The organism is Photorhabdus noenieputensis (genome assembly GCF_018448935.1).
Lineage (GTDB): Bacteria > Pseudomonadota > Gammaproteobacteria > Enterobacterales > Enterobacteriaceae > Photorhabdus > Photorhabdus noenieputensis.
The window spans coordinates 44,298-66,286 of the sequence record NZ_RCWC01000005.1 but is presented as its reverse complement, the minus strand read 5'-3'; the positions used below and the strand labels follow the sequence as shown (position 1 = coordinate 66,286).

23 protein-coding genes and 1 pseudogene are annotated in these 21,989 nt (G+C 40.9%); 11 read left to right on the top strand and 13 right to left on the bottom strand.

Annotated elements, in window-relative coordinates; translation table 11 throughout:
* Positions 1-71: 71 nt before the first annotated feature.
* Genes coaD through waaA form a run of 3 tightly spaced genes read right to left on the bottom strand, consistent with a single transcriptional unit; the run spans position 72 to position 2,605 of the window.
* Positions 72-554, bottom strand: a complete 483-nt coding sequence (gene coaD, locus EAE91_RS05710) for a pantetheine-phosphate adenylyltransferase (RefSeq protein ID WP_214087642.1) — start codon at positions 552-554, stop codon at positions 72-74.
* Positions 554-1,327 (bottom strand): glycosyltransferase family 2 protein, encoded by a 774-nt coding sequence (locus tag EAE91_RS05705; protein WP_214087641.1) that lies wholly within the window; start codon positions 1,325-1,327, stop codon positions 554-556. Before EAE91_RS05705 ends, coaD begins: the two co-directional genes overlap by 1 nt.
* Positions 1,328-2,605 (bottom strand): lipid IV(A) 3-deoxy-D-manno-octulosonic acid transferase, encoded by a 1,278-nt coding sequence (gene waaA / locus EAE91_RS05700; RefSeq protein WP_049584951.1) that lies wholly within the window; start codon positions 2,603-2,605, stop codon positions 1,328-1,330.
* A gap of 228 nt (positions 2,606-2,833) precedes the next feature.
* Between waaA and rfaQ the strand changes: the two genes are divergently transcribed.
* From rfaQ to EAE91_RS05680, 4 genes are read left to right on the top strand one after another with little or no spacing between them, the layout of a single operon-like run.
* Positions 2,834-3,898, top strand: a complete 1,065-nt coding sequence (rfaQ, locus tag EAE91_RS05695; RefSeq protein WP_214087640.1) for a putative lipopolysaccharide heptosyltransferase III — start codon at positions 2,834-2,836, stop codon at positions 3,896-3,898.
* The gene (locus EAE91_RS05690; RefSeq protein WP_214087639.1) at positions 3,895-5,025 is read left to right on the top strand and encodes a glycosyltransferase family 4 protein; all 1,131 of its coding nucleotides are present in this window, start codon (positions 3,895-3,897) and stop codon (positions 5,023-5,025) included. Before rfaQ ends, EAE91_RS05690 begins: the two co-directional genes overlap by 4 nt.
* Positions 5,022-6,122 carry a glycosyltransferase gene (locus tag EAE91_RS05685; RefSeq protein WP_214087638.1) on the top strand — a complete coding sequence of 367 codons (1,101 nt, stop codon included), beginning with the start codon at positions 5,022-5,024 and terminating at the stop codon, positions 6,120-6,122. Before EAE91_RS05690 ends, EAE91_RS05685 begins: the two co-directional genes overlap by 4 nt.
* A 48-nt stretch (positions 6,123-6,170) precedes the next feature.
* Positions 6,171-7,256 (top strand): glycosyltransferase family 9 protein, encoded by a 1,086-nt coding sequence (locus tag EAE91_RS05680; RefSeq protein WP_214087637.1) that lies wholly within the window; start codon positions 6,171-6,173, stop codon positions 7,254-7,256.
* A gap of 141 nt (positions 7,257-7,397) precedes the next feature.
* Here the strand turns inward: EAE91_RS05680 and EAE91_RS24915 are convergent.
* The 3 genes and pseudogenes from EAE91_RS24915 to EAE91_RS05665 form a co-directional block, all read right to left on the bottom strand.
* Positions 7,398-7,568 (bottom strand): annotated as a pseudogene (locus tag EAE91_RS24915) (glycosyltransferase family 8 C-terminal domain-containing protein); the annotation flags it as partial.
* A gap of 24 nt (positions 7,569-7,592) precedes the next feature.
* Positions 7,593-7,880 (bottom strand): glycosyltransferase, encoded by a 288-nt coding sequence (locus EAE91_RS24910; protein WP_376744752.1) that lies wholly within the window; start codon positions 7,878-7,880, stop codon positions 7,593-7,595.
* Positions 7,868-8,140: a hypothetical protein gene (locus EAE91_RS05665; protein ID WP_214087636.1), complete on the bottom strand. Its 273-nt coding sequence runs from the start codon at positions 8,138-8,140 to the stop codon at positions 7,868-7,870. Before EAE91_RS05665 ends, EAE91_RS24910 begins: the two co-directional genes overlap by 13 nt.
* Positions 8,141-8,321: 181 nt before the next feature.
* On the opposite strand from EAE91_RS05665, the gene EAE91_RS05660 reads away from it, so the two are divergent.
* Positions 8,322-9,281: a polysaccharide deacetylase family protein gene (locus EAE91_RS05660; RefSeq protein ID WP_214087635.1), complete on the top strand. Its 960-nt coding sequence runs from the start codon at positions 8,322-8,324 to the stop codon at positions 9,279-9,281.
* Between the two features lie 372 nt (positions 9,282-9,653).
* Here the strand turns inward: EAE91_RS05660 and rfaC are convergent, their stop codons facing one another.
* From rfaC to rfaD, 3 genes are read right to left on the bottom strand one after another with little or no spacing between them, the layout of a single operon-like run.
* A complete protein-coding gene (rfaC, locus tag EAE91_RS05655; RefSeq protein WP_214087634.1) occupies positions 9,654-10,619 on the bottom strand; it encodes a lipopolysaccharide heptosyltransferase RfaC in 966 nt (321 codons plus the stop codon).
* Positions 10,619-11,668, bottom strand: a complete 1,050-nt coding sequence (rfaF, locus tag EAE91_RS05650) for an ADP-heptose--LPS heptosyltransferase RfaF (protein WP_214087633.1) — start codon at positions 11,666-11,668, stop codon at positions 10,619-10,621. The genes rfaC and rfaF overlap by 1 nt, the downstream gene beginning before the upstream one ends.
* Positions 11,669-11,678: 10 nt before the next feature.
* Positions 11,679-12,617, bottom strand: coding sequence for an ADP-glyceromanno-heptose 6-epimerase (gene rfaD, locus EAE91_RS05645; protein WP_214087632.1), 939 nt, complete (start codon positions 12,615-12,617; stop codon positions 11,679-11,681).
* 233 nt (positions 12,618-12,850) lie between these two features.
* On the opposite strand from rfaD, the gene EAE91_RS05640 reads away from it, so the two are divergent.
* Both EAE91_RS05640 and tdh read left to right on the top strand, forming a co-directional pair.
* The gene (locus tag EAE91_RS05640; protein ID WP_214087631.1) at positions 12,851-14,047 is read left to right on the top strand and encodes a glycine C-acetyltransferase; all 1,197 of its coding nucleotides are present in this window, start codon (positions 12,851-12,853) and stop codon (positions 14,045-14,047) included.
* A gap of 9 nt (positions 14,048-14,056) precedes the next feature.
* Positions 14,057-15,082, top strand: a complete 1,026-nt coding sequence (gene tdh, locus EAE91_RS05635; RefSeq protein WP_214087630.1) for an L-threonine 3-dehydrogenase — start codon at positions 14,057-14,059, stop codon at positions 15,080-15,082.
* A 137-nt stretch (positions 15,083-15,219) separates the two neighbouring features.
* Here the strand turns inward: tdh and EAE91_RS05630 are convergent, their stop codons facing one another.
* Positions 15,220-16,131 carry a divergent polysaccharide deacetylase family protein gene (locus EAE91_RS05630; protein WP_376744733.1) on the bottom strand — a complete coding sequence of 304 codons (912 nt, stop codon included), beginning with the start codon at positions 16,129-16,131 and terminating at the stop codon, positions 15,220-15,222.
* 4 nt (positions 16,132-16,135) lie between these two features.
* On the bottom strand, positions 16,136-17,443 hold the full coding sequence (gene envC, locus EAE91_RS05625; protein WP_214087628.1) for a murein hydrolase activator EnvC: 1,308 nt from the start codon (positions 17,441-17,443) through the stop codon (positions 16,136-16,138).
* Between the two features lie 355 nt (positions 17,444-17,798).
* Between envC and EAE91_RS05620 the strand changes: the two genes are divergently transcribed.
* From EAE91_RS05620 to cysE, 4 genes are all read left to right on the top strand, one after another.
* Positions 17,799-18,236 (top strand): rhodanese-like domain-containing protein, encoded by a 438-nt coding sequence (locus tag EAE91_RS05620; RefSeq protein ID WP_036778558.1) that lies wholly within the window; start codon positions 17,799-17,801, stop codon positions 18,234-18,236.
* A gap of 69 nt (positions 18,237-18,305) precedes the next feature.
* The gene (gene secB, locus EAE91_RS05615; RefSeq protein WP_036778561.1) at positions 18,306-18,782 is read left to right on the top strand and encodes a protein-export chaperone SecB; all 477 of its coding nucleotides are present in this window, start codon (positions 18,306-18,308) and stop codon (positions 18,780-18,782) included.
* Positions 18,782-19,804 carry an NAD(P)H-dependent glycerol-3-phosphate dehydrogenase gene (gene gpsA, locus EAE91_RS05610; protein ID WP_214087627.1) on the top strand — a complete coding sequence of 341 codons (1,023 nt, stop codon included), beginning with the start codon at positions 18,782-18,784 and terminating at the stop codon, positions 19,802-19,804. The genes secB and gpsA overlap by 1 nt, the downstream gene beginning before the upstream one ends.
* A 44-nt stretch (positions 19,805-19,848) precedes the next feature.
* Positions 19,849-20,670 (top strand): serine O-acetyltransferase, encoded by an 822-nt coding sequence (cysE, locus tag EAE91_RS05605; RefSeq protein ID WP_214087626.1) that lies wholly within the window; start codon positions 19,849-19,851, stop codon positions 20,668-20,670.
* A gap of 98 nt (positions 20,671-20,768) precedes the next feature.
* Here cysE and EAE91_RS05600 read toward each other — a convergent pair whose 3' ends face one another.
* Both EAE91_RS05600 and EAE91_RS05595 read right to left on the bottom strand, forming a co-directional pair.
* The gene (locus EAE91_RS05600) at positions 20,769-21,467 is read right to left on the bottom strand and encodes a class I SAM-dependent methyltransferase (RefSeq protein ID WP_214087625.1); all 699 of its coding nucleotides are present in this window, start codon (positions 21,465-21,467) and stop codon (positions 20,769-20,771) included.
* A gap of 263 nt (positions 21,468-21,730) precedes the next feature.
* Positions 21,731-21,970 (bottom strand): hypothetical protein, encoded by a 240-nt coding sequence (locus tag EAE91_RS05595; protein ID WP_214087624.1) that lies wholly within the window; start codon positions 21,968-21,970, stop codon positions 21,731-21,733.
* Positions 21,971-21,989: the final 19 nt, after the last annotated feature.

Here is a 21,989-nt window from a genome sequence, read left to right as displayed (position 1 = left end):
TATTGGATAGTTCGGGGAGGCGTTGCATAGGGAATATCCTGCTTTGTGCCGCCTCCAGTGAATGGAGTAAATTACTTGCCCAGTTTTTTTAGCATGGCTTGGGCGACAGGTTCTGGTAGGAATGATGAGATATCGCCATCGTGGAGAGCGACATCTTTAATCAAGGATGAAGAGACAAACGAGAGATTTTGTGATGGCAGCAGAAAAACGCTCTCTAATTCGGGCATAAAGTGGCGGTTCATATTGGCAAGCTGCCATTCATACTCAAAATCAGATACTGAACGAAGGCCACGGATAAGGATAGTGGCCTGTTGTTTTTTAGCGAAATTAGCCATCAATTCACAGAAACCTACCACTTCTACATTATCCAGATGTGAGGTCACCTCTTTTGCCAGGGTAATGCGCTCATCCAGAGTAAACATAGGATTCTTTCTGGCACTATTGGCGATAGCAAGTAGAATGTGGTCAAACATATCCGCAGCTCGGGTGACGATATCAATATGACCGTAGGTAACAGGATCAAATGTTCCGGGATAAATGGCTTTAGTTTTCATCAATTTTTACCCTTCTGTTGTCTCTTTTCCCACAACGCGACGTACTTATTAAACGTATATTGAGCATTGACAATAGCCAGTACTAACCCTTGTTTACCATCAAGAAAGCCGGCTCGCAACAGCCAGGTTTTAAAAAAAGCCCCAAAAGTGTGACTGAAAATTGAGAAATAACTGCACTGTTTACCTTGTTCATAGCGCTGTTCTGCCCAAGCTTTAGCATAATTTAGTTGTTTTCTCTGAAATTCCATCAGATCACGGCAAGTAAGATGGAGTAAATCCCCTTGCAGAGTAACAACCGGAGAACCATTGGTTTCAAGGGATTCATGAACCTGATTGTTATTGTATTGATAACGGTCACGGGCATAGAGGCGGATGACGCGATCCGGGTACCAGCCGCTGTGTTTCATGAAACGGCCAAGAAACAGATTCCGGCGGGCGCAACTGTAGACTTTGCTGTTATCAGCATGTGCTAGCACTTGCTCTATGGATGCTCTGAGTTCTGGTGTTACACGTTCATCAGTATCGATCATGAAAATATAATTGCCAGAGGCATATTGCTGAGCTAGCTGACGCTGACGACCAAACCCGGGCCATTTTGTGTTGGAAAATACTTTTGCGCCCATTGCCTGTGCTATCTGGCAAGTATTGTCTGAACTACCAGAATCGAGCACGATGATTTCATCAGCCCAATGGACTGAGGCCAGACAATCTGCTATCAGATCCGCTGAATTCTTGGCGATCATGACAACGGAAAGACGTTTTTTGTCACTCATTCAGTGGCTCCGAGGTGGGAGATAGGGTTCCAGCAGTTTAAGCAGACGTTGAAGAGCGCCCTGATTTTCATGCAGCACTTCTGCTGCATGGCGACCATAATATAGGCGATAATCTTCGTCAGTCAGTAAACTGTTGATCTCGGTGAACAAAGAGTGGCTGTCCGTAACGGTAATCAGACCATTAGCCTGATTCAGCTTGGCGCAAATATCCTTAAAGTTAAAGGTATGTGGGCCCATTAGCACCGGAATAGCATGGGCTGCCGCTTCTAGTGGATTGTGGCCGCCACGTTCAACTAGGCTGCCGCCAACAAAGGCCAGATCGGCAATACCATAGAGCAGCATCAGTTCACCCATCGTATCGCCGATAACAACCTGAATATTGGCGTCAGGGATTTTATCAGAACTGCGAAGAATATAGCTGAGTCCAGCTTTCTTGGTTAACTCTTCAGCTTTAATAAAACGTTCAGGATGACGAGGAACTAAGATCAGTAGCAGACTTGGACACTGTTTCAGTAACTTGCAATGAGCGTCCAGAATAATACTCTCTTCCCCATCATGGGTGCTGGTGGCTATCCAGACCGGTCGGCGAGCAGCCCATTGGCGTCGTAATGTCACTGCTTTAGCGGCCAATTCAGGCGTTACTGAGATATCGAATTTCAAACTGCCGGTAATAGTCAGTTGAGAGCGTTTTAAACCCAGTTCAATAAAGCGTTCGCCATCTTCCGGATTCTGAGCGGCAATCAAGGTAATGCTGCGCAAAATTGTTTTTACGAAATTCCCTACCTTTTGGTATCCCGCAGCGGAACGTGCAGACAAACGGGCATTAGCAATGACCAGAGGAATGTTACGTTGGTGAAGTTGGAAAATCAGATTAGGCCAAAGTTCTGTTTCCATAATAATGACTAACTTTGGATTAACTTGATTGAGGAAGCGCTCCATAGAGCCGGGAAGATCGTATGGCAAATAGACGTGATTAACATCATTTCCCAGAGCAGAAAGCACTCTTTCTGAGCCTGTTGGCGTCATCGTTGTCACGGTAATTGGTAAAAAAGGGTAGTGATGGCGCAAGGCTCTGACTAAAGGGATTGCGGCCAACGTCTCACCAACGGAAACGGAATGGAGCAGGATGCCTCCAGCGGCAACTTTACCAGCACAAAAACCGTAGCGTTCACCCCAGCGCTGACGGTAAGCAGGGGCTTGGCGACTGCGGAGCAATAAACGCAACCAAATCAGAGGTTGGATAAGGTAGAGAAGTACCTGATATAAACGCAGTAACATTCTATCAAATTCATTTACATAAATTAGCGCCAATAGTATCACATTGCTTCAAAGAAAGTATGAAAATGCGTATGGCTTCTAGAATCTGAACAGAATTAGAAAGGTAAATTAGGATCTTTGAGTAAGATCGTGCTTCTATTAAGTGAAAGTAGTACAGATTTTTTGCAGCTTCTGCATATGGTCGCGGCAGCTTTTTCTTTATATCTGTATCTTTATACTGGGAATGCAATGAGTAAATTACAAACTCAATTTAACCGTATTCTGATAATAAAGTTACGACATCATGGTGATGTATTATTAATTACACCAGTTATTAATACCCTTAAGGATAATTATTCTGAGGTGGAAATTGATGTTTTACTCTATAAAGAAACCGAACCAATATTGGCTGATTTTTCTTCCGTGGATAATCTATTTTCTATAGATAGACAATGGAAAAAACAAGGAACCAAAGCACATCTTGGTCATGAATGGAGATTGCTTAGACGATTAAGATATCGTCAATACGACTTGGTTATTAATCTTGCTGATCAATGGTATAGTGCATTTGTGGCACGATTTACTGGCGCAAAAGTGCGTATTGGGTTCGATTTAGTAAAACGACGAAGCCTGTTTTGGAAAAAATGTTTCACAAATCTTGTTCCGACAGAGCATAGCCAGTTTTTGCATATTGTTGAGCAGAATTTGTCAGCTCTTTCGCTGTTAAATCTTCCGTTGATCAACACTAAAGTGACGATGAGTTACCGCCAGGAGGATAAAGAGATTGTTTTAGCGCTTCTTGATAAGCGTGGTGTGAATCAAAAATATATTGTTGTGCAACCAACATCTCGCTGGCTTTTTAAATGTTGGGATGAAAAAAAGATGAGTGAAACGATCAGTGCATTGCAGTCTGATGGCTGGACAATTGTTGTTACCTCCGGGCCAGATCGTAAAGAGGAGGAGATGGTGGAGAAGATTTTATCAAGCTGCCCAAAAGAAAGAGTCGTTTCTTTTGCGGGCCAGTTAACTTTACCGCAACTTGCAGTGCTGATTGAGGGGGCTAATTTATTCATAGGGATGGATTCTGTTGCTATGCATATGGCCGCTGCGTTGAAAACACCGGTTATCGCTTTATTTGGGCCATCAAAGTTAGTATTCTGGCGTCCGTGGGAAGCGAAAGGTGAAGTTGTTTGGGCTGGTGATTATGGTGATTTACCTGATCCTGATGATGTTGATACTAAAACGGATATACGTTATCTGAATGTCATTCCCAGTGATATGGTTATTGCTGCCGCCCGGAGAAATTTATTATGAAATTAGTACGTCTTGCGATTGTTCGGCAGAAATATCGTCCGGATGGTGGTGCAGAACGTTTTGTCTCCCGCGCCTTAGAAGCTTTAGGGAATGAAAATCTGGAGCTTAACGTTATTACGCGCTCCTGGCAGGGAGACATTAATCCTGATTGGCATGTGCATTTAGCAAATCCTCATAAATGGGGGCGCATCAGCCGTGAGAGAGGATTTGCCAAAGCTGCTAAAATAATATGGGAAAAAGAGCAATTTGATCTTGTTCAAAGTCATGAACGTATTGCTGGTTGCGATATTTATCGTGCGGGTGATGGTGTTCATCAGCGCTGGCTACAGCAGCGTGCGCGTGTTTTATCTCCTTGGCGAAGCAAATTGCTTTTTACGAGTCGTTACCATCGTTATGTGATGGATGCTGAGCAAAAGATGTATTCGGCACCAGAGTTAAAAAGGGTTATTTGTAACTCGGAAATGGTAAAAAGGGAGGTCATGACAGATTTTGGGCTTTCTGAGGAAAAAATATCGGTTATTTATAATTCGATAGACAATAAACAATTTTTTCCGGCAACGGAATCTCAGAGAATAGAATTAAGGAAAGAACATAACCTTCCTGTTCAGGCTAAATGTTTAGTTTATGTTGGTTCGGGGTTTGAGCGAAAGGGATTAAAAGCAGCGATTCAAGCAGTGAGTGCGACTGATGCCTATTTAATCGTTGTGGGACAAGATAAAGAAGAAAAAAAATATAAGCAGTTAGCCAATTCACTGGGATGTAACGAACGAATTAGGTTTATGGGGGTTCAGAAAAGAACACTGCCTTTTTATCAGCTTGCAGATGGCTTGTTGCTACCGACCTTATATGATCCATTCCCGAATGTGATACTGGAGGCAATGGCTTGCGGGCTTCCGGTAATAACCAGTACGACATGTGGTGGCGCTGAATTTATTAACTCTGGGAATAACGGGTTTGTATGTGATGCTCTGGCTATATCAGATATTACGGAAGCGATTCAGAATACGCCTTCAAATCATTTGAATAATAAAATGTCAGAATTAGCGAGAACGGGAATACTTGGTTATACACCGGAACATTTATCACAACAGCTCATTGGATTATATGAAAGAGTGCTCTCATCATGAAAGGACATATATTATTTATCATTGATGGATTACCTGGTGGCGGTGCAGAAAATGTCACTATCCGGCTTTGTGATGGTCTGCAACAGAGAGGATATGATGTTACGCTGCTCTCTTTGGCAGAGAAATGTGAATATTCAGTACCTGATGGTGTTGAACTGATCATTGATGCTGATAGGTACAAAGGGCCTTTTAGGAGACAGACTGAGATTTGCCGTAGGGCTAAATCTATGGATAAGGTTTTAGAAAAAGTTTTTCTTCGCAAGGGAATTCCTGCATTAATTGTCTCAAACTTGCATAAGACTGATCGCATTGTCGTGCAATCAAAAGTGTTAGCGGGGTTAAATGTATGGTTTTGTATTCATGGTGTATTCTCTAGCTCATATCTTGGTAATAAAACGGGATTATCTCGCTGGGTCAAGAAACAAAAAATCAAGTGGACATATAATAACCGGAATTTAATTTGCGTATCTGATGCTGTAGGGAAAGATTTAAAAAATAATTTGTTACTTACGCCTAATGAAACGGTGACGATTTATAATCCTTTCAATATCTCAGATATTAAAGAAAAATCTCTGCAAAATAACCCTTATTCGGATGAAACCTATTTATTACATGTTGGTAGATTTCACCGGGTTAAGCGTCATGATCGTTTATTAGAAGCGTTTGCGAAAGCAGATATTCCGTGTAAGTTATTGATTGTTGGCCACGGAGATGAGGCTATTACTCAACAGATAAAGCAGAAGATTGTGGATTTAAACTTACAGTCTAAAGTTATTTTAACGGGATTCCTTGAAAACCCATTACCTGTTATCCGTGGAGCTAAAGCCGTGGTCTTGAGTTCTGATAGCGAGGGATTAGGTAACGTACTGATTGAATCATTGATTTGCGATACGCCAATTGTTAGCACGATGTGTCCTGGTGGCGTTAATGAAATTATGGTTGGTGAATTGGAAAAATATAAATCAGAGCTGACAGTTGATTCGCTTGCAGAGAAAATAAAGTTTGTCTACGATGAACCTCCTGTGATTACAGAGAATATGTATAAGAAGTTTGATTTAGATATTATTTTGGTAAAATATTTAACTTTGCTAAAATAGTAAGTATTGTTGTATGAGCTTTTTAAGCTTGGTTGTTGAGGTAAAAGAATGAAGAAAAAAAAGTTCCAGAAATTAAGAGAGCTAAATAGAAGAAAAAATTACTTTTTGAAATCTCTAAGATTTGATTTTTTAAAATTATTTATCGATAAAATCAGAAGAGATAATTTTATATCATCAGACATCAAAAAAGTTTTATTTCTTCGAGATGATGATAAGATTGGTGATATGATTGTATCCACGCCTGTTTTTAGAGAATTGGATAAAAAAGGGATAAAGCTCCATGTATTATCAGGGAAAGCAAACTACTGTGTGATTGAGAGTAATCCATATATTGGTAGAGTATATTTTTATCCCCAAAAAACTTTTGCTATTATAAAATTAGCATTTTCCTTAAGAAAGGAAAACTTTGATCTGATCATTGATATGGGTGAACAGATACCCATTATCTATCTTTTATTCATAAGAATAATTAATGCTAAATATGTTATTGGATTTAATAAAGAAAATATTAACACCTATAGTAAGAGCATTAAATATTTGGAATATAACTCTCATATTACAGAAAGATATAAACTTCTTTTGAGCGCTATGGATATTAATCAATATAATATGAGGTATGATATTCATATTCCAGCGGATACGATTGAAAAAGTAAATAATTTTTTATTAGGACTATTAGGTGGTATTACCGTAGTCATTAATCCGTTTGCGGCGGAAAGGAAAAGAGATATATCCAGAGAGCAATTAATTGGCATTGTTGATTATTTTAAAAGCTTGGATAGGAAAGTTAATATTATTCTTATTGGTAAATCTGATAAGTTAAAATCCCTTTCTTATTTGAATGGGAGTATCTGTAACCCCTTTGGTGATTTTTTGAGTGCGGTGGAAATAATAAAGAATGCTGATTTAATAATCTCTCCGGATACATCAATAGTCCATGTGGCAGCCGCTTATGAAAAAAATACAATCGCATTATATGGTAATGATCTTCATGGTAAGTTTGTAAATAATGACGTTTGGGGACCTGGAAATAAAAATGCAACCCAACTCATTAGTAAAAATGGGAAAATAGGTGATATTCCATTGTCTGATATCTACGTAGCGATAACGGATAAGATATTCTCAATCCATTAGATATTATGATATTGTGTACATATTGGATTTCTATTTATTGGGATTATTTAATAAAGATATATAAAGATATATAAAGATATATAAAGATATAGTAATAAAAGCACTGATGACTTTATCAGCGCTTTTATAGATACAAAATATTTATAATTTCATTTTATAGTATCGGTACTTTGCATAATATTTTAGAAAATGGATAATCATTTTATTTTTTGCGTAAAATTTATAAGCTGCTCTTAATTGTACTATATTTTTAGTTTCTAAAATATGAGGTGAATTTTTCCAGGGAGAATAGGCGGTGGCTTTTATGTAGAGTTTTGAACAAGGTAATTCTGAATACTATGGAAACCAGGGCTTCTTATCACCAGCAAAATGTAGGAATACAATTTTATCTGTATTTAGTGTATTTGAGTTTACTAGATAATCGTATTTATCATCTAAACATTTTATCTCGTTGGATAAACAACCATTTATAGCATCTTGATCGGGAAAATCAAACTCTCTAGTATCATTCAAAACAAAATTAATGATTCTTTTCGTTAATTGCTTTTCTATCCAGGGTTTATTATTAAAAACAAGAATTCCTGAATTGAAATAATTGTTATCTTTTAGACCTAAAAATTCAATTCTTGATTTTGCTGAAGAATGGAGTGTTGGTAATTTAATAAATCATCAGAAGAAATAAAGTGATATACAAAACTAATGTTTTTGTTATTCTCAATTATTGAGGCAGTAGTCGTTATTGCATGCTTTAAATAATCATTGGTTACGCCAAAGAAAACATCAAAATATCCCACAGAGGGATCAAATTTATCGCCCAGAAAAGCAAAGTTTGTTACTTTACAGTCACTGAAACCGAAATTAATAATATTCTCTGATATTTCCATATATTGCTTAATAGTAAGTGTATTATGAGCTGAGATAACATCTATATTGTTGATTTAACAATATGAAGTATGAAATTTAATTAAGATATAGAGCTGCTATACGTATGATAAGATAATTGCACTATTTTATAGATCTGAGTACTATAAAGCCATCATTTTATTCTATTGTGGGCATATTCTGATGACTCGACCTGCATTTATTATCACTATTGATACTGAGGGCGATGACCTGTGGCAAAATCACGGTCAGATCTCGACAAAAAATACTCATTATTTACCAAGATTTCAGCGTTTATGTGAGCGCTTTGGTTTTAAGCCAGTTTGGTTGACGAACTATGAAATGGCAATGGATGATTTATACATTGAATTTGCCAAAGATATTATTGCCAGAGGACAGGGGGAAATTGGTATGCATTTACATGCCTGGAATAACCCACCACTTGTTCCTCTTACTGACGATGATATGCGTTATAAGCCTTATCTGATTGAATTTCCAAAAGAACAAATTAGAGCCAAAGTTGATCTCATGACTAAGTTATTGGAAGACAAACTACAGGTTAAAATGTTAAGTCATCGGGCAGGTCGTTGGGCATTTAATGAATATTATGCTGAATTGCTGGTGGAATATGGTTATCAAGTCGATTGTTCAGTAACACCACGGGTTAATTGGCGTTTCACCAAAGGCGATCCTAATGGTAACGGTGGAACTGATTATCGTTACTTCCCATCTTATGCCTATTTTATGGACTTGCAGAATATTGCTAAAAAAGGTGATTCTGCTTTGCTGGAAGTTCCTATGAGTATTCAATATAAACACTCTCCGCTGATGAATTTCCTTAAACAGAAATATGACAGCTTACGTGGTAAACAGCGTTCTCCCTCTGTTAACTGGTTAAGGCCAAAGGGGGGCAATTTGGAACAAATGAAAAAAGTTGTCCAACAGACATTAGCTGAAGGCTGTGATTATGTTGAATTCATGCTGCATTCATCTGAATTTATGCCTGGTGGTAGCCCGACATTTAAAAATGAACAACAGATTGAATTACTTTATCAGGATTTAGAGGCACTATTTAACTACTTACAGCCACAGGTTCGCGGAATGACATTGGCTGAATATTATCAATGGAAGAGGTTATCATAGTTAAGAAAATAAAATTAACATGATCAATGACATTAATAGAGATTCACTTAATTTTGGGCAGATAATACTGCCTAAATTAGGTTTATTATTAAATATATTATTTTAAAATGAGAGTTAACTTTATTAATAATATAAAATTTTAAGCAGGGATTGATATTATTTAATTTTCGTTAAAAATAATTAAATAATATATTTGTCATTGTTGGATTAATGGGGAAATATGACTTTAAATATATTATTACAAATCGCTTATTTTAACCCTTAAATAGCGGGATAGATAATATAGGAAATGATTTATAGCAAATTATTTGTTTTAAGTTAACAACTAAAAAATCAGGCGTCTACCAGAAACGCCTCCGATTTAATAATTAATCAGCCAATATTCTCTTGAAGATGAGCTAATACTTTCGATGGTGTAATACTTTTGATATTCTCATCCTCCGCTTTTAAAGATATTTGTTCCTTGCCATAGCCACCAATGAGTCCTGGATCTGTCGGACCAAACAACGTGATATTAGGGCGATCTAATGCAGCAGTGAGGTGGCTTAGGCCAGTATCAACAGAAACAACCGCTTTTGCGCCAGCCAGCTCTTGGGCTACTTGTGCTAAAGTCAGCTTTGGTAATACTTCCACATGAGGGAAGTTTTCCGCTAGCCTCAGCGCCCGTTGGTATTCATGTTCTGCGCCCCAGGGGAGCTTAATTCGTATGCCCGTCGGCTGAATTTTAGCAATAAGTTGTCGCCAATGACTTTCTGGCCAATGTTTTTCATCGCGAGTGGTGGCATGGAGAAAAACCAGATAATCATCCCGATTTTCTGGATGCTGATTCAGAAAATGACGAGCAATCCCATAATCGCCCTGTGCTGCCGGTTTGGTATAACCCAGGCTGACAGCAAACAGTTCCCGGATACGTTCTACGGCGTGCTGTTGCTTGCTGACTGCATGACAGCAATCATAAAAAAAACTTGCTAATGGCTCACGGATACTTTTGCGGTTGTAACCATGTTTAGGACCATAAGCTAATCGAGTGACCAAAAATGCGCTTTTCAATAACCCTTGAGCGTCGATGATGGCATCATATTGATGTAATTTTAATTTTTCTTTGAATAAACGGCGTTCTGTACGAATTTCTGGACTAAACCAGTTTTTACGCCAGCGGCGAATAGCAACAGGAATAATTTGATCAACAACACTGTGCCAGCCAGGGATTTGGGCAAATCCTTCTTCTACTACCCAATCAAAACGGACGTCAGGTAAGTTTTTTTCTGCGTCAGTCAGTGCAGGGAGCGAGTGGAGGACGTCGCCCATAGAAGAAGTTTTAACCAGTAAAACCCGCATTAACTCTGGTTCTCCGCTTGTAGTAATTTTTCCAGGGAAGCGATCACTTGCTCTGGTTGGATATCAATCAGGCTCTGATGATAGCCATGTGCACTGTCACCTTTTCTGACTTTGTGATAGCCAGTAATAAGACGGAGCACTTCCGCTTTATCGGATAATGGCGGCGTAAAATCGGGGCTACTTGGGCCGTAAAGTGCAACCAGAGGGCGATTAAGCGCTGCGGCGACATGCATCAAACCAGAATCGTTGGTCACAATGGCGTCACAGGCAGCGATAATATTGACTGCCTGTTCAAGCGAGGTTTGTCCGGCAAGATTGATACAGTGTTCACGAGCTTCTTCCGTCAGTGACTTGCGGATATCTTCTCCACCTTCGTGATCTTTGGCAGAGCCAAATAGCAGAATTTGATAGCCCTTTTGAGTGATAAGCTGTTGAGCTAGCGCAGCGTAATGATAGTGAGGCCAACGTTTTGCCGGGCCAAATTCTGCTCCGGGACAGAAACCGATGATAGGCCGATGATCAGAAATATTGAATGCTGCGGTGGATTCAGCAATATCTTCATCACTGACGTCTAGTTGAGGCCAAAGTAATGGTTGAGGAAGGTCTGCCGCACTACTGGGTTTTGCATCGTAAGCTAATGCAGCATAGCGTTGCACCATCAATGGGAAGGCTTCTTTATTCAATGTGCGAATATCATTGAGCAATCCATATCTCATTTCACCGCGCCAGCCGGTGCGTAGAGGAATATTGGCGAAGAAAGGCACTAAGGCAGATTTGAAAGAATTTGGTAGCACATAAGCGCGATGATATTTACGTTCACGCAGGGCGACCCCCAAACGACGGCGTTCGCCTAATGCCAGTGCGCCATGCCCTAACGGCATAGCTAATGCTTGATTGACCTCCGGCATTTTATCCAGCAGCGGGCGGCACCAGGCTGGGGCCATCACATCAATTTCTGCATTAGGATGCAAAGCCTTTAATGTCCGGTAAAGGCTCTGAGACATCATCATGTCACCCACCCACGAAGGGCCGATCACCAATATTTTCATAGCGAGTAGATTACTTATCCTGATTGAGCCAATGCATATATTCCGTTACCCCTTCGGCAACGGTTTTGAATGGTTTATCATAACCCGCCGCCCGAAGTTTGGTCAGATCTGCTTGCGTGAAACGCTGATAACGGCCTTTCAAATGTTCAGGGAAATCAATATGCTCAACAGTCAGTGATTTATCTTTATGGCATTCAACAACTGCATCTGCAACCGCCTGGAAAGATTCAGCACGACCCGTTCCACAGTTATAAATTCCGGAAACGCCATTTTTCCAGAACCAAAGATTAACCGCTGCGGCATCACCAACATAAATAAAATCACGTTGAAAGCCTTCACTGCCAGCGAATAATTTGGGGTTTTGTCCCTGATTGATTTGATTATTTAAATGAAAGGCAACACTCGCCATACTACCTTTGTGCCCTTCACGTGGTCCATACACATTGAAATAACGGAAACCACAAATTTGTGAATTAGCTTGAGGTAGGATCTCCCGGACGTATTGGTCGAACAGAAACTTAGAGTAACCATAAACATTAAGTGGTTTCTCATATTGACGCTCTTCGATAAAATTATCAGTGCGGCCGCCATAGGTTGCTGCTGAGGAGGCGTACAGGAAAGGAGTGCCGCGTTCGAGGCAATAGTGCAGCAATTCTTTTGAATATTGATAGTTATTATCCATCATATACTTGCCATCCCACTCGGTTGTGGATGAACAAGCACCTTCATGGAAAATAGCGTCAATATCACCGAAATCATCACCGGCCAGAATACTGGCAATAAACTCTTCCTTATCCATGTAATCAGCAATATCCAAGTCAGCCAGATTGGTGAACTTAGTACCATCTTTCAGATTATCTACGACCAGAATATCTTTATATCCTTCGTCATTTAGTGCTTTGACAATATTGCTACCAATAAATCCAGCACCGCCAGTGACAATAATCATCCGACTCACCTCTACAATCGGGTTAATGAAGCAAATTGCTTCTATAATAACATCTAACATCCATGACGACAGCAGCTTAAGCAGGGGAATATACTGAAATATTATGGTAATTCAGGTTGCATGACGTGACGGATACGGCAAAGTTAATATTATCTGCCTGATAGTGTCGTCAGTAGCCTGATCAATGAGTAAAATATCTCACAACCCTTCATTTATAAATCAGGAGAAAATAAATGTCAGCATCATTTTATCAGCAAATTAACGAACAATTAGAACAAGCCCATTCTGAAGGATTGTTCAAAAATGAACGTATCATCACTTCTGCACAAAATGCTGACATTGCTGTAGCCGATGGCAGCCACGTTATTAACTTCTGCGCAAATAACTACTTAGGTTTGGCCAATCACTCTGAGCTTATTGCCGCTGCTAAAGTGGGGATGGATAGCCACGGTTTTGGTATGGCATCTGTTCGTTTTATTTGTGGAACTCAGGATACTCATAAAGAGCTGGAGAGAAAACTGGCAGAATTTTTGGGTATGGAAGATGCCATTCTTTATTCTTCTTGTTTTGATGCTAATGGTGGTTTATTTGAAACACTGTTTGGGCCGGAAGATGCCATTATCTCTGATGCGTTGAACCACGCTTCTATTATTGATGGTGTCCGTTTATGTAAAGCGAAGCGTTATCGTTATGCTAATAATGATATGCAGGAACTGAGAGCACAATTAGAGAAAGCGAAAGCAGATAATGCACGCCATATTGTGATTGCAACCGATGGTGTGTTCTCGATGGATGGTGTGATTGCTGATTTGAAGTCTATCTGTGATCTGGCTGATGAATTTGATGCAATGGTCATGGTGGATGATTCCCATGCGGTTGGTTTTGTTGGTGCACACGGTCGTGGTACTCATGAATATTGTGACGTCATGGATCGTATTGACATCATTACCGGCACACTAGGTAAAGCATTGGGTGGGGCTTCCGGTGGCTATACCGCGGCCCGTAAAGAAGTTGTTGAGTGGCTGCGCCAGCGTTCACGTCCATATCTGTTTTCTAACTCACTGGCACCGGCGATTGTCGCGGCATCCATTAAGGTGCTGGACATGCTGAAAGAGGGGGATGCATTGCGTGATCGTCTGTGGAAGAACGCTAACCTGTTCCGTGAAAAAATGACAGCAGCAGGTTTCACTTTAGCAGGGGCTGACCACGCGATCATTCCGGTCATGTTAGGTGATGCAAAATTGGCACAGGAGTTTGCCGCAGAGTTACTGAAAGAAGGCATTTATGTTACCGGTTTCTTCTATCCGGTAGTCCCTAAAAATCAGGCCCGTATCCGCACGCAAATGTCAGCCGCGCATACGGAAGAGCAAATTGAACGCGCAGTTGCGGCGTTCATGCGCATTGGTAAGCAATTAAATGTAATTGCATAAGGCATCTCTATGAAAGCATTGTCAAAGTTAAAAGCGGAAGAAGGCATCTGGATGATCGATGTGCCTGAGCCAGAGTTGGGGCACAATGATGTGATGATCAAAATCCGTAAAACGGCGATTTGTGGTACGGATGTGCATATCTATAACTGGGATGACTGGTCGCAAAAAACCATTCCTGTACCTATGGTTGTTGGTCATGAGTATGTTGGCGAAGTCGTGGCTATTGGTCAGGAGGTAAAGGGTTTTAAAATTGGTGATCGGGTGTCTGGCGAAGGGCATATTACTTGTGGTTACTGCCGTAACTGTCGTGGTGGCCGTACTCACTTATGCCGCAATACCATTGGCGTAGGGGTAAACCGCCCTGGTTGTTTTGCTCAATATCTGGTTATTCCTGCATTTAATGCGTTCAAAATCCCAGATAACATCTCTGATGAGCTAGCTTCTATTTTTGACCCATTTGGCAATGCTGTTCATACCGCGCTCTCGTTTGATCTGGTTGGCGAAGATGTGCTGGTTTCTGGTGCAGGTCCAATTGGTATTATGGCGGCGGCAGTGTGTAAACATGTTGGTGCGCGTCATGTTGTTATCACCGACGTTAACGAATATCGCCTTGAGCTGGCCCGTAAAATGGGTGTCACCCGTGCGGTGAACGTCAGTCAGGAAAATCTGACCGATGTCATGGCAGAATTGGGCATGACCGAAGGTTTTGATGTTGGTTTAGAAATGTCCGGCGCTCCGGCGGCGTTTCGTACCTTATTAAATACCATGAATCACGGCGGCCGTGTTGCACTGTTGGGCATTCCTCCATCAGATATGGCAATTGATTGGAATCAGGTGATTTTCAAGGGCTTGTTTATTAAAGGTATTTATGGTCGTGAAATGTTTGAAACCTGGTACAAGATGGCTACATTGATTCAATCCGGTTTGGATCTGACACCCATTATCACTCACCGGTTCTCTATTGATGATTTCCAGAAAGGCTTTGACATCATGCGTTCAGGGCAGTCTGGTAAAGTTATTCTGAATTGGGATTAACCGACCAAGTGAGTTATCACTAAAATTAATAGGCGCTTTTAGTTCTTGAGCGCCTATTTGAGGCATTAGCAATATTGCAAGCTATCATCGAATAAATAGAAATAATAAGATGATTGGCTATTTCTTAAGATGAATTTCTATTCTGTTTTATCCTGAGATTTATCTCCGGCCAATTTCTGGATATATCGGCTCACCGTATTCACAATAGGATTATCAACCAGAGTATCACCGATAACTGTCAGATAATCTTGGCTGGTAACTGTAATGGGGGCCTCTTTTATTTCACACAGCTTGCCCCATTTATGGTGATTATCACCAACAGGTTTGCCACTTAACAATCTACTGGGGCTGACTAACTCAATATCAGCGGGAAGCGTTGGCAGCATCTGCTGTAGTGCACGAATGGTTGTTGAATGAGGATGACCGATAGCAATAGCGGAACCATTTTTACGAGCAATGGAAATCGCACGATTTAGCTGATGGCGAGTTTCCGCTTCTGATTGCACATCATCAAGGAAAATATTACGGCGTATAACGCGAACAGGCGTGCCTTGTGCTGCCTTTGTCGCCTGAGTATTGCCAATCGTCACGCTGTCGAGAAAATAGAGGTTATAACGAGACAGTGAGCGCATCACTTTTTGCATTCCCGGCAAGCTCGAAGTCATAGCACTGCCCATATGGTTATTGATGCCTACAGCATAAGGGACTTTTTGTATTGCACGCTGGATGATGCGGTCAATTTCTTCACTGCTCATGGTTGGCTGGAGAGTATCCGGCTCTAGCAGTTGCTTACTTAAAGGTGCCATTGGCAGGTGGATTAAGATCTCCCGTCCTTGTTTATAGGCTTTTTCAGCCATATTTCTGCCATGCGGTGAATCTGGCAGAATGGCGATAGAAACCGCGACAGGCATCTGCAATATTTTGTTTTCGTTATGAGGACGATAGCCAAAGTCATCAATAACAATTGCCAGACGAGCAGCACTGGTTTGTAGGCTTAAAAGTAACAGGGCGGTAGTACCAATGAGTTTTGCTAATTTGCGTTGTCCCACCTGATTATCTCCCAAGCCACGGTTGTGGGTTTACCGCTCTTCCTTGACGGCGGATTTCAAAATAGAGTGCGGGTTGTTGCTGACCGCCACTGTTACCGACCAATGCAATAGGTTGTCCGGCACGAACTTGCTGGCCGACATTGACCAAAGCACTCTGATTATAGCCATAGAGACTCATATCACCTTTGCCATGCTCTATCACGACAACCAACCCATAGCCTTGTAACCAGTCAGCCAGTAAAACCCGACCATCGGATATCGCTTTGACCTCCGTACCTTCTGTGGCTGAAATCACCATGCCTTTCCAGCGCAATTCGCCTTGTAACGCTTCACCAAACTGATGTATCACTTTACCGTGGACAGGCCAGATTGCCTGACCCGCCGGACGACCAAGGCCACCGGTACGCGCCATCAGTGCACGCTCGTCCTCAGTGGGTTTATAGCTGGAACCTTTTTGCTGTGCTTGTTTCTGTTTCGCTGCAATCTGAGCACGGACACGGGCGGCTTCTCTGGCTTCTCGTTCAGCACGTGCTTTCGCTTCCCGTTCTGCCTTAGCGATTTTATCTCGTAGACGGGTTTCATTTTGTTTGAGTTCAGCGAGATTTTTCTGGTCTTTCTTTAAGGAGGATTCCAGCTCAGTCAGGGTTTTCTGCCGAGCGTTGCGGGCTACTTCCATTTGCTGCTTTTGTTGTTGTTGCTCAGTCAGAACTTGTTTTTGCTCTTCCTGTTTCTGCTGCTCAAGTTTTTTTTGTTCAGTTAAATCAACGGCTGTTTGTTCAAGCTTAACAATGGTGTCCTGACGGGCTTGATTAAGGTAGCTATAGTAAGCGAGTATGCGCTCACCTCTCTTGCCCTCTTCTCCTCTGAACATGAGTTCAAGCCCTTGATGTTGCCCTTGACGAAATGCAGCATCCAATTGGCGTGCCAGCATATCTCGTTGCGCTTTTTGTTGTTTTTCCAGTTTCTTGATGTTGGAGACTAGAGCGGTAATCTCTTTATTCAGCTTACTGAGTTGAGTTTGAGTGTTGTGTAGAGATTGACCAATTTTGGAAATGGTATTTTCCTGATCTTTTAGCTGATTTAGCAAAGAACTACGTTTTTGCTGCTGTTGTTGCACACTTTTCTCTTTCTCCGCGATGTTTTGTTGGAGATCTTTGAGCTGATTTTTATTGGCGATAATTTGATTTGCGAAGGTATTAAAGCTGAAAATAACCAATAGGAAAACATAGAACAATGAGGCGCAGATATTATTCCGCCATGAGTTCTGATTGCGCCGATAATTACGGCTATGTATTTCCTTGTTGTCAGCCATTTCTGTAAATGTACCTTGCTACTATGTGCGTTAGATTATTTCATGATGAACAAATAGTTACCAGATGTTGCGCTGATTTTTTACACTTTCAGATAATGCTGTCTTAACATCGAAATTAAATGATAATAAACATATTAGCCTACTTATCGTTGAAATTCCTGCATGCATTGAGTGTGACAGGGCAATGCTGGTGATGTACTTAAAATGCTTCATTTTCAGGATATTTTTATTTTTTCTCGAAACTCTCCGCAAAATTTGCATTGAGCTTATGCTATTTGGCTGTAATTGACGCAACACAAAGGTATACTCTGGAACCTTAGAAATTTGTTATTAACCAACGGGAGTTGTTGCCCCCATGCTGCAAGAAATCATGCAATTTATTAACCAGCATATGACCTTAAGCCTCATTTGGATTGCACTGCTGGTTGCCGTTATTGTGACTACAACGAGAGGTTTCTTCTCTAAAACCAAAGAGATAACTCGTGCTCAAGCTATTAATCTGATCAACAAAGAAGAAGCCATCGTCGTGGATTTACGTTCCCGTGAAGATTTCCGCAAAGGGCATATTATTGGTGCAGTAAACCTGACTCCCTCTGAAATTAAAGACAACAATTTTGCTGAGTTGGAAAAACATAAAAAGCAGCCTGTAATTGTTGTTTCTGCGAATGGTACTGAATCTCGTACTCCGGCAGAGAATCTTATTCGTGCCGGTTTTGAACGCGTATGCTCCTTGAAAGAGGGCTTGGCGGGTTGGACAGGTGAAAACTTGCCATTGGCGCGTGGTAAAAAGTAATCATTTTGGGCGTGAATGGAGACATTCACATAAAAAATTTAATAAGGACATCTAAAGGTAACAATTATTATGTCAGAACAAAGCAATACAGAAATGGCTTTCCAGATCCAACGTATCTACACCAAAGATATCTCTTTTGAAGCACCAAACGCTCCACAAGTGTTTCAGCAGGAATGGCAGCCGGAAGTAAAACTGGATCTGGATACAGCTTCCAGTGAGTTGGCTCAAGGGGTTTATGAAGTTGTTCTGCGTGTGACTGTAACAGCAACTTTGGGAGAAGAGACGGCATTCCTGTGTGAAGTACAGCAAGGGGGTATTTTCTCTATTGATGGTATTGAAGGAACTCAGCTAGCTCACTGCTTGGGTGCATACTGTCCGAATATCCTGTTCCCATATGCTCGTGAATGCATCACTAACTTGGTTAGTCGTGGTACTTTCCCACAACTCAATCTGGCTCCAGTAAACTTTGATGCCCTGTTCATGAACTACCTGCAACAGCAGGCGGAACAGTCTCAGGGTGGTGAACAAACTGAACAGGAAGCTTAATGAATAGTACTGTTTCTATGACAGTTATCGGTGCCGGTTCATACGGCACCTCATTGGCTATTACGTTGGCTCGTAATGGTCATAATGTTGTACTTTGGGGGCATAATCCAGAACATGTTAGGGCATTGCAACAGGCGCGTTGTAATCAGGAATTTCTGCCGGATGTTTCCTTTCCTGATAGTTTATTGCTTGGAACAGACCTCATAAAAGCACTAACAGCGAGTCGCGATATTCTTGTTGTGGTACCTAGCCATGTGTTTGGTGAAGTGTTAAAGCGGCTAAAACCACATCTACGGGCTGATTCACGTATTGTCTGGGCAACTAAAGGCTTGGAAGCGGATACTGGTCGGTTATTACAGGATGTGGCCCGTGAGATATTAGGCGATGCGATACCGCTAGCGGTGCTCTCTGGGCCAACATTTGCTAAAGAGTTAGCGGCTGGTTTGCCCACTGCGATTGCTATTTCCGCGACGGAACCTGCTTTTGGCGATGAACTTCAGCAATTATTCCACTGTGGTAAAAGCTTCCGGGTTTATAAAAATCCTGATTTTATTGGCGTTCAACTCGGTGGTGCCGTAAAAAACGTGATTGCCATTGGTGCGGGAATATCTGATGGTATGGATTTTGGCGCTAATGCTCGTACTGCCTTGATCACTCGTGGATTGGCGGAAATGAGTCGCCTTGGTACAGCGCTTGGTGCTGATCCTTCAACCTTTATGGGCATGGCGGGATTGGGTGATTTGGTCTTAACTTGTACTGATAACCAATCACGTAACCGTCGTTTTGGCATGATGCTGGGGCAGGGAATTAGTGTCGAAGACGCCCAGAATCAGATTGGGCAGGTTGTTGAAGGTTACCGTAATACCAAAGAAGTACGTGCGTTGGCTAATCGTGCCAATGTAGAAATGCCGATTGCAGAACAAATCTACCAGATACTCTATTGCAATAAAAATGTGAAAGAAGCTGCTCAGGCATTATTAGGAAGAGCCAGAAAGGATGAGAGCGATAATGTGCGCTCTTAAATAAAAATCTAATGAGATAGGTTCTAGATGTGAGAGTAAAAAATATGTCGCTAGAGGAATTGGACGAAGTTTGGAAGAACATAAAAACAGAGGCGAGAGCGCTGGCTGAATGTGAACCGATGTTGGCCAGTTTTTTTCATGCAACATTACTCAAGCATGAAAATCTTCGTAGTGCCCTAAGTTATATGCTGGCTAATAAGCTGGCTACGCCGATTATGCCGGCTATTGCGGTTAGAGAGATTGTAGAAGAGGCTTATAGTTCAGATCAAAAGATGATTGTCTCTGCTGCCCGCGACATCATAGCAGTACGTCTACGTGATCCCGCCGTAGATAAATATTCAACCCCTCTGCTGTATCTTAAAGGATTTCATGCTCTACAGGCTTATCGTATTGCCCATTGGATTTGGGGAGAAGGGCGTAAAGCATTGGCTATTTATCTGCAAAACCAAATCTCGATGTCTTTTGGCGTTGATATTCATCCGGCAGCAAAGATTGGGTGTGGCATTATGCTTGATCATGCTACAGGCATTGTGATTGGTGAAACGGCAGTAGTGGAAAATGACGTTTCTATCCTGCAATCCGTCACTCTCGGCGGTACGGGTAAAACAGGGGGTGATCGTCATCCGAAAGTCAGGGAAGGGGTGATGATTGGCGCAGGTTCGACAATACTAGGCAATATCGAAATTGGTCGTGGGGCTAAAATTGGCGCAGGTTCAGTTGTACTTCGATCTGTTCCACCACACACAACAGCCGCTGGGGTGCCTGCCCGTATTGTCGGTAAACCTGAAAGCGAAAAGCCATCATTGGATATGAACCAACATTTTAATGGTATCAATCATGGCTTTGAGTACGGTGATGGGATTTGATTTATCGAAATCTGGATATTAATAATCACTATCATATTTTCACATGTTGAATGTGGAAATATGATTTTGCACGTTTAACTTATTAAATCTTCTATAAATTATTTTTTTGCTACACCTATTATAATATAGTGCCAATGTTTAGGAATGACTTTATTTAGAACTTTATTATCTAACACCCCTAAAAATTTTCTTTGAAATTCATTCCTACCAAGCGTGGCAAGGAAGCCTAATGTTGTATAATTAACACTTGAAAATGCTGACAGATAATCTGTCATTTCCCTGGTGGTAACATAGCCCCAGGTATTTCCCCAATTAACATAATTTTTCCTGAGAAATTTATGCAATGGTGATGCAACCAGATTTTCTGCAAACCAAAGTTCACCCCCTTCTTTTAATGAATGAAAGATCTGATTAATAGCCTCTTTTTGTGCTGTTTTATTGAAATTATAACCGACAGCACCTAATACTGATTTAAACATAACAATGTCAAAATGGTTCTTATATTTAATATCCGATGCGTTTAATTTATCATATTGAATGCTCTTTTCTATATGATAATGCTTATGTTTCTCCTGTGCTGTTGGCGTAGGGCCATCTAAATCAGTGCATAAGACATTGGCTCCATTCAATGCTGCCCATAATGATAATCCACCATTTCTACTACCTAGTTCTAGAATATTAGCTGATTTTAATTCTAATCCAGAGTGATCTTGCCAATATTTTAAGGAATGGCTCCAATTATATATGTCCCATTCTATGACATCATGGAGAAATTCTTTTGAATTTTTTGCTTTCATAGCGTAACCAATATATATCAATGAAGGTGAGGTGTTTTAATAATAACTTTATTAAATTATTATGATCTAAATAGTTTTATCAAATAGAAGATCATTTAAGGGAATCAACCCTGATTAAGTTATCTGAATCGATTTTCAAAGAGAAAAAATTCCTCAATAGGGTTAAATTATACTAATCATAGCACCTACTTCTTGTGATGAATTATGATTTAGCGCAAAAACTTATTCATAAAACTTAGAATAAAAACTATACCCTTGATGTCTTACTGTTTTCCTAACGATACATTATGGTCACTTCTGTCACTTACATCATCAAAACCTGTTGTACTCTGCTCTGGAGTACTGAGCTGATAACCATCGTGGCCGTACCATGCTTGATCCGAACACATGACGAAAATGGTTATTTGGTTTTCATCGTGGGTCTGGTGCAGAGCAGTTTCTATACTGCATTTCTGTGACCCACGCAAAGAGGAAAAAACGGCCGTGATATGGTCAATTAACACGTTGAACCATTGCAGGAAT